This is a genomic window from Streptomyces sp. ActVer (genome assembly GCF_027270795.1).
Taxonomy (GTDB): Bacteria; Actinomycetota; Actinomycetes; order Streptomycetales; family Streptomycetaceae; genus Streptomyces; species Streptomyces umbrinus_A.
This window is the reverse complement of sequence record NZ_JAPWHT010000705.1, coordinates 1-3489: the sequence shown is the minus strand read 5'-3', so window position 1 is coordinate 3489 and position 3489 is coordinate 1. Positions and strand designations below refer to the sequence as shown.

General features: G+C 71.3%; 3 protein-coding genes. 1 reads left to right on the top strand and 2 read right to left on the bottom strand.

Features of this window, described 5'->3' with window-relative positions; all coding sequences use genetic code 11:
* Together O3Q52_RS50825 and O3Q52_RS50820 are read right to left on the bottom strand one after the other, a co-directional pair.
* Positions 1 to 1102, bottom strand: a 1102-nt coding sequence (locus O3Q52_RS50825; protein WP_269655201.1) for an FtsX-like permease family protein, incomplete at its 3' end; no start/stop codon positions are given.
* Positions 1099 to 1791 (bottom strand): ABC transporter ATP-binding protein, encoded by a 693-nt coding sequence (locus O3Q52_RS50820; protein WP_269655200.1) that lies wholly within the window; start codon positions 1789 to 1791, stop codon positions 1099 to 1101. The genes O3Q52_RS50820 and O3Q52_RS50825, both read right to left, overlap by 4 nt.
* Before the next feature lie 249 nt (positions 1792 to 2040).
* On the opposite strand from O3Q52_RS50820, the gene O3Q52_RS50815 reads away from it, so the two are divergent.
* Entirely contained in the window at positions 2041 to 3420 is a 1380-nt protein-coding gene (locus O3Q52_RS50815; protein WP_269655199.1) for a sensor histidine kinase, read from the top strand.
* Positions 3421 to 3489: the final 69 nt, after the last annotated feature.

The following is a 3489-nucleotide window of genomic DNA, read 5'->3' as shown; positions in this document are numbered from 1 at the left end:
CCAGCGCGGCGACCCCGACGACCACCAGCGCGGCGACCGGCACCACGACGTCCACCCACCAGGCCACCGTGAGGGAAGCGGTGCCGTACGCCTGCTCGGTGTCGTCGAGGAGCGGCACGGCCAGCAGGTTCCCCAGCACGACGCCCAGCGCGATACCGACGGTTGCTGGGATCAACGCCTGGGCCACATAGGCCCGTACGACCTCACGCGGTGTGAAGCCGATGGCCTTGAGGATGCCGATCCTGCGCAGACTGGAGCCGACCGCGCCGCTGGTCACACTGCCGACGATGATCACCGACATCACGATGCCGAGGACGCCGAAGGCGATGAGGAAGGGGATGGTCGGGGCGGCGCCCTGGTCGGCGGCGCGCTTGGTCTCCAGATAGGACTGGCTGCCCAGCAGCGCGCCGGACGGCACGGCCGCGGCGAGCTTCTTCCGGCCGTCGGTGATCTGCTTGTCCGTTCCGGCCGAGTCGAAGCGGTACAGCATCTGACTGGTGAGCGGGTTGTCCGCCGACGCGAGAGCCCTGGTCTGCGCGGGGGTTGCCCAGGCGTCGGCTGTCTTGCTGACCGACAGGGCGAGACCGACGACGGTCAGGGTCGAACTGCCCTGCGCGTCCGAGGTCTTGAGAGTGGAGCCGAGTTTGAAGGCTGGGCCGGCGAACGACTCATGGAGCACGATCTCGCCCGCTTTCGCAGCCCACCGGCCGGACTTGAGGTCCAGATCGTCCACGTCGGCCTTCGGACCGGACCGTCCGACGAGCGTCAGCGTCGGCATCCGCAGGCCCGCCGAGTCCTCCGGCTGGATCGTCGTGGAGGGGTACGGTCCGGCGCTCGCGGTGACGCCCGTCTGTTCTCGCGTGGCCTTGAGCTGCGCCGCAGTCACCTTGGCCGGATCGAACTGGGCCGTCAGATGGGCGCCTTGCTGCTTCGCGAAGGCGTGGTCGAAGGGCGAGTTCGCGGCCACGATGAGCGACCCGGCGACCACCGCCGAGGCCACGGCCATCATCGTGGCAACGGCGATCACCACGGTCTGCACCCGGCGCCGCCCCACACCGGAACGTATGACCCGGCCGAGCGCACCGCCGCCGAAGCGGGTCATCGGACGGCCTCCGCCCGCGTGTCGAGGGCGAGATGACCGTCGACCAGATGGATCGTCCGGCTCGCACACGCCTCGGCGAGCGCCAGGTCGTGCGTGACCAGCACGATGGTCTGGCCGCCGCGGTGCAGCTCCACCAGCAGTTCCCGTACGTCCTGGCCCGAGGCGGTGTCGAGGGCGCCGGTCGGCTCGTCGGCGAGCAGCAGCGCGGGCCGGTTGACCAAGGCCCGGGCGACCGCGACGCGTTGGCGTTCGCCGCCGGAGAGCCGGCCCGGGTAGGCGCGGGCGTGCTTCTGGATACCGAGCACCTCCATGAGCTCATCGGCGCGGGCCGCCGTCTTGCGCCGTGCGGTGCCGGTCAGTTGGGCCGGGAGCTGGATGTTGTCGGCGACGGTGAGGTCGTCGAGCAGATTGAAGAACTGGAACACCATGCCGATCTGCTCGCGGCGGAACCGGGCCAGCGCGTGCTCGCTGAGATCGTTCAGCTGGCGGCCGCCCACGGAAACGGTGCCCTCGGTCGGCTTGTCCAGGCCCGCGACGAGGTTCAGCAGCGTGGACTTGCCGCTGCCGGAGGGGCCCGTCACCGCAAGGGCCTCGCCCTTCTCGACGGAGAGGGTGAGAGGGCCCAGCGCGGGAGTGCCGACGCTGTCGTAGCGCTTGGCCACGCCCTCCAGTTGGATCACCTGAGTCATGGGAGTCGACCGTCCTTCGGGTGGCATCGGTTCGCTTCGGTTGGATCGGGCCCGGTACATGAGCCGCGTTGCCGGGCTCAGCGAACCTAGGAGCGCGGGGTGTTGGGGCGCGTCGGCCGCGGCACCGACATCAGGACCTCCCCGCGAAGGACCCGGCCGCGGGGTCATCCCTGCGACGTACATCTGCGGGACGGGACTGTGGTCGCGGAGACGGACGCGGACCGGGGCGGGGAGCCACACAATGAGCCGATGGAGACGGAGGACCGCCGCGAGAGGCGCCGCCAACTGCGTGATGCGCTACGGCCGGAGGAGAAGCCCGCCCCGCTGTCGCGGTGGGCGGTGCGCGCCGACGTGGTGCTGGCGATCGTGCTGACCGTCATCGCGTTGATCGTGGCGGCGCGTTTTCCCGGCGACGGGCCGGCCCGTGTCTCGGCCAAGACCGAGCAGAGGACCGACCACCGGACCGAGGTGCCGCCGGTCCCGCCGGTTCCGCCACGACCGCCCGTACCCGGCGGGGGAGTCGTGGTGCCGGAGCCGCGCACCGTGCCGTGGCCGCTGGTCGTCCTGTCGGCGCTGCCTCTCGCGGCCAGGCGGCGGTATCCGCTGGTCACGTTCGGGATCGTGATGGGCGCGGCGTTGCCCATCGGCGACGACGCCTCCTGGATCAACGTACTGACCTGCGTCATCGGCGCCTACAGTGCCGTCATGTACAGCCGCTACCAAGTGCGGGCGCTGGCCGGGATGGTCGTTGCGGCCGTGCTGGCCGGGTTCGCGTTCCGGGAGACGGATCCCGTGCTCCCGGGCTGGTCGAGCCCCGCGGTCGTCCTGCTGGTCGCCGGGGTGCTGGCCGGGCTCGTCCGCGTCGGCGGCCGACGGCTGACCGCCAGCCGGGACCGTTTCACCCAGCTGCAGCGGGCCCAGGAAGAGGCCATGCGGAAAGCTGTCGAAGAGGAACGCGCCCGTATAGCCGCTGAGTTGCACGACGTCGTGACCCACAATGTCAGCGTGATGGTGATCCAGGCGGGCGCGGCCCGCAAGGTGATGGACACGGCGCCCGAGCGGTCCAAAGAGGCACTGCTGGCGGTCGAGGCCGGAGGCCGGGCAGCCATGTCCGAACTCCGGCATGTGATGGGGCTGCTCGCAGCCCCGGACACCGGCCGCCCCGACAGCCCCGCCGACGGGCTCGAACCGCAGCCCGGTCTCGGACATCTCGACGCCCTGATCGAACGCGTACGCGCCGCCGGGACACCGGTAGCCATCGCGGTGTCCCTGCCACCTGAGCCGCTGCCGCCCGGGGTGGACCTCGCGGCGTACCGCGTGGTGCAGGAGGCACTGACCAACACGATCAAACACGCGCCCGGCGCCGACGCCTCCGTCACGATCGGCCACACCGACGACTGCCTGGAGATCGAAGTCACGGACACCGGAGCCGCCCACGACGCCCCGTCGACGAGCCCCAACGGCACAGGCGCAGGCCCTGACACAGGTACCGGCACAGGCGGTGGCAACGGCCGCGGGCTGATCGGGCCCCGTGAGCGGCTGACGGTCTACGGCGGCGAGCTGACGGCCGGACCGACCCTCGCCGGCGGATACCGGATCAGGGCCCGAATCCCGTGGCGGACCGCGTGAACGGGCCGTCCCTGCGCGCCGTCATCGCCGACGACCAGGCCCTGGTCCGTACGGGCTTCGGGATGATCC

Bases quoted from the DNA above. Each gene is read 5' to 3' on its own strand.
- O3Q52_RS50815 (WP_269655199.1), top strand. From the start codon at position 2,041: ATGGAGACGGAGGACCGCCGCGAGAGGCGCCGCCAACTGCGTGATGCG.
- O3Q52_RS50820 (WP_269655200.1), bottom strand. From the start codon at position 1,791: ATGACTCAGGTGATCCAACTGGAGGGCGTGGCCAAGCGCTACGACAGC.